Below are 3947 nucleotides of genomic sequence, written 5' to 3' on the forward strand. Positions count from 1 at the left end.
CGGCTGCGCTGCCGTGAGGGGGGTCCTCTGCATCACCAGGCTTGGGCTTTCCATGGGACATCTCCCCTGGCTGGGTGTCCAGCCGTTCTCTCAGCTTATCATGCTCCGACAGGCAAACAGTAAAGTCAGGTAAAAATCTGATTGTCAGATAGAGCATTTCGTGGGGGCGCGCTTTCCCACGGCTCCGGGTTGCCAGGGGCGGGCGGGCGGCTTAGAGGAAGGGGCACAGGAGAGATTTCGAATGTCGGTGAACATCCAGCTCGAGTGGACGCCCAACCCCAGCACGCTGAAGTACGTGGTGGACCGGCGGCTGTTGGCGTCCGGCGCGGTGAACATCACGAGCAAGCAGGCCGCGGAGGAGAAGTCCCCCCTGGCCGTCAAGCTCATGGGCATCAAGGGCGTGATGGCGGTGATGGTGGGCAGCAACTTCGTCACCGTCAGCAAGGGCGACGAGGGTGAGTGGGACGAGCTGAACGACGCGGTGATGGCCACGCTGGACGAGCACCTGGGCGCGGGCCTGCCGGCCGTGAACGAGGAGGCCCTGGCGGCCACGCGCGCGGCGGCGGGCGTTGGGGGCTCGGTGGAGGCGCGCATCCAGGACATCCTGGACGCGGAGATCCGTCCGGCGGTGGCGCAGGACGGCGGCGACATCACCCTGGACCGCTTCGAGGAAGGCATCGTCTACCTGCACATGAAGGGCGCGTGCAGCGGCTGCCCCTCTTCCACGGCGACCTTGAAGATGGGAATCGAGTCGCGCCTGCGCGAGCTCATCCCCGAGGTCTCCGAGGTGGTGTCCGTCTGAGGCGGCAGGTCAAAGGAAAGCAGGTGCGGCGGGAGTTGCTGCCGGAGCAGTCCCCGGCGCTGCTGCGCGAGCTGCACCTGCTCACGCGCGAGGGCAACCTCAACGCGGACGCCCTGCGTAAGCTCAAGCAGGTCAACCACCTGGTGGGCCTGCTGCGGCCCGCCATGGACGAGCTGCAGGAGCGCCACGGCGCGCCCGTGGTGGTGGACGCGGGCAGCGGCAACGCCTACCTGGGCTTCATCCTCTACGAGGTGTTCCTCAAGGACGCCGAGGCGGGCACCCTGCTGAACATCGAGGGGCGGCCGGAGTTGACGCAGCGCGCCAGGGAGCGCGCTGAGCGCCTGGGCTTCTCGCGGATGGAGTTCCAGACGGCGCACCTGGAGCAGGCGCAGTGGCCCGAGCGCCTCCACCTGCTCACCGCGCTGCACGCGTGCGACACGGCGACGGACGACGCGCTGGCGGTGGCCATCCAGAAGGGGGCGGACCACGTGGCGGTGGTGCCGTGCTGCCAGGCCGAGGTGGCCACGCAGCTCAAGGAGTCCCGGCAGGGGGTGGACCCCACGCTGGTGATGCTCTACCAGCACCCCTGGCACCGGCGCGAGTTCGGCAGCCACCTCACCAACGTCATCCGCGCGCTGACGCTGGAGGCCTTCGGCTACCAGGTGACGGTGACGGAGCTGACGGGCTGGGAGCACTCGCTGAAGAACGAGCTGATCCTGGGCCGGCGGGTGCACAAGGAGAACCGGCCGGCGCGCGCGAAGCTGGAGGCGTTGCTGGGGGCCTTCGGCGTGCGGCCCAAGCTGACGCGGGTGCTGGGCGTGGAGCCCACGCCGCGGACCCCCCCGGCCTGAGCGCGAGGGATACGCTCACGCCGGCACCCGAGGACGACACGTCCGGGTGATGCGCACGCCGCCTGCTCCTCTTCCTTGAGCCATTTGTCCGCGAGGCTCCCTACGAGCACTGCTCCTGCTCAGGCGCGCTCACGTCATCAGCATGTCAGCCCGTCATGTCTTCCTCCCCAACGTTACACCCCTACCGGGAGGAGCATGTTGGACAGGAATGCGCGTGGAAGCAGGGCGAGGAGCACTTGGGGGCTGGCGGGTCTTCTCCTGGTGTTCGTGGCGGCCCTCGGTGCCCAGGCGGAGCCGCCCTCCTTCAAGCTCCCTGGCCGTCCGCCGGACTCCAGGGAGCCCTGGGGCGCTTTTCTTGGCAAGGCCGCACATGTTGCCATTGGCAGGGAGTACCTCGTGCGGCATCCCTCTCACCGCGTCTTCCTCGACCCCACCCCCCTCTCCACCATCGTGGAGGAGGGGAACTTGGGGGACCCCGAGCGTCTTCCGGAACTCGTGAGGCTCTTGCGCCCGGACATCACCGATATCGACGCCCGCGTGCTGTTCGAAATCAAGCCCGACAATGAGGAGTCGCGAAGGGAAGGACGGGAACAAGCGGTGCGCTACCTGGCGGCGCTCAATGAGGCTGTCGACCCTGACAAGAAGCTCGCGGTAGGCACGGGCTTCGAGGGGTCGCTCTTCCTCGAATTCGAGGACGGGGGAGCGCTCTGGCAGTTGTCCTGGCGCACACCGGAGCCCGGAGTGACGCTGTACCGCTGGAACTACAGGCGCAAGCAGCCTCAGGTCTCCTGGAAGGAGCGGGCCGCTCAGAAGGAAGAGGCGTTGCCCCGGGAGGAATTGGAACAACGCGGGGAGTTGGCCGAGCAGGCAATCCGGGCCGCTTATGAAGGGGGCGAACGTCCCAAGGGCTTCCAGGGCCAGGTCTATCTGCCTGGGGACTGCCGCTGAGCGGGCGGGAGCGCGCTTGAGACCCACCTGTCCGCTGTAGTAGGGCCAAAGGCCATGACCTCTGAACACTCCCCGGTGCTCGAGTTTCCAGCGATGCTCCACGGCTCCAACGCTACCATTCTCCGCGAGGTGAGAGCCGAGGGCCAGTGGTGGGCCCGGGAGTACCTCAAGACCGGTGTCTTTCCCCAGCCCCGGCGGATGCGCCAGGTGCCGCCCGGTGAAGCGTTGGTGGTGCACGCGGCGGCCAATTTCGATTGGGGCCCCCCGCGCTGGCGCGTGCACCTGTTCATCGAAGTCTTCACGGTCTTGAATGAAGGCGTTCCGAAGGAGGAGCGCCAGCGCATGAGGGGCGCCTTCGAGGCCTTCTGCCTGAGCACGCCTTGGGGAGCGCTCTACCAAGCCGTGTCTCCGTCCCCGCCGTGGAGTGCGGAGCGCATGGCGAACCGGCTCGCCGCGGTACTGCGCTTCTGGGAGGTGCTCCAGGGCCCGCGCTACGCGTTCTGGTGGGTCGATCAGAAGTACACGCTGGAAGAGCTCCTGGACGATATCTACCGCAAGACGCTGGAGGCCTGGTGCCCCAAAGGCCCCGCCTCGGTCCGCGAGCACCTGACGTTGATGGTGGAGCGCATGGCTCGCGCGACCCGAGAGGAGTGCCTGGAGGCGGTGCTCCGGGTGATGCCCGCGGTGGTGGAGATGGACACGGACCTGAAGCACCGCGAGGTGCTCGGGGATCCGGCCTTCCTGCGCGAGCGTCTCCAGGCGCTTCCGCCAGAGAAGTTCGAGTCGTTCTCCAGCGCCTACAAATACGCGGTGAGCGGGCCGTTGTGGGACTGGTCCAGGGAGTTGGGACGACATTAGCCCGGGTATGCGGGGTGGAGTCGCTGGTGGAGTCGAGCGAGGTGCGTGACCCGGGGTGACTTTCGCGGTAGTGTGGGGAACCGAACCTGCGCCGTCATATGGGGTCCCCGCCATGCAGTGGTTGCTGTCCGCTTTGCGAAATCCAGACGTCAACGTGTGGGTCGGCCGCTGCTCGCTGCTTCTGGGCACCGCCTTCGTGCTGATGCTGCTGGCGGATTGGCGATGGTCCCGTTGGTTCCAGGCGTTCGGTCAGGCGTTGCACCTGATGCACACGGGGGAGCCCCAGCGGGCGGAGGAGGTGTTGCGGAAGTTGGCCCGGAGAGCACCCGGGACGCGACGCACGGCGGCGCTCGCGGCCGTGGGGGTCTGCCACATCCATCGCGCGGAGTACGCGCGAGCGGTGGCCCTGTTGGAGCCGCTCATGGCGCGGCGGCTGCCACGCGCGATGCGGACGGACGAGGTCGCGCTTCGTGGGTACCTCGCGCTGT

General features: G+C 67.7%; 5 protein-coding genes. All 5 read left to right on the forward strand.

All coding sequences use genetic code 11. The features are described 5' to 3' along the window. The first annotated feature begins 241 nt into the window (after nucleotides 1–241). Entirely contained in the window at nucleotides 242–802 is a 561-nt protein-coding gene (locus tag VF697_RS03675; protein ID WP_331092074.1) for a NifU family protein, read from the forward strand. A gap of 23 nt (nucleotides 803–825) precedes the next feature. Next, the gene (locus tag VF697_RS03680) at nucleotides 826–1653 is read left to right on the forward strand and encodes an SAM-dependent methyltransferase (RefSeq protein ID WP_331092075.1); all 828 of its coding nucleotides are present in this window, start codon (nucleotides 826–828) and stop codon (nucleotides 1651–1653) included. A 267-nt stretch (nucleotides 1654–1920) separates the two neighbouring features. Then, complete coding sequence (locus tag VF697_RS03685) at nucleotides 1921–2601, forward strand: hypothetical protein (RefSeq protein WP_331092076.1); 681 nt, start codon at nucleotides 1921–1923, stop codon at nucleotides 2599–2601. A 54-nt stretch (nucleotides 2602–2655) separates the two neighbouring features. Beyond that, a complete protein-coding gene (locus VF697_RS03690) occupies nucleotides 2656–3459 on the forward strand; it encodes a hypothetical protein (RefSeq protein ID WP_331092077.1) in 804 nt (267 codons plus the stop codon). Nucleotides 3460–3571: 112 nt separating this feature from the next. After that, nucleotides 3572–3947 (forward strand): hypothetical protein (locus tag VF697_RS03695; protein WP_331092078.1); only part of this gene is annotated, 376 nt, incomplete at its 3' end.

It is taken from the genome of Archangium sp., assembly GCF_036388035.1.
GTDB lineage: Bacteria > Myxococcota > Myxococcia > Myxococcales > Myxococcaceae > Archangium.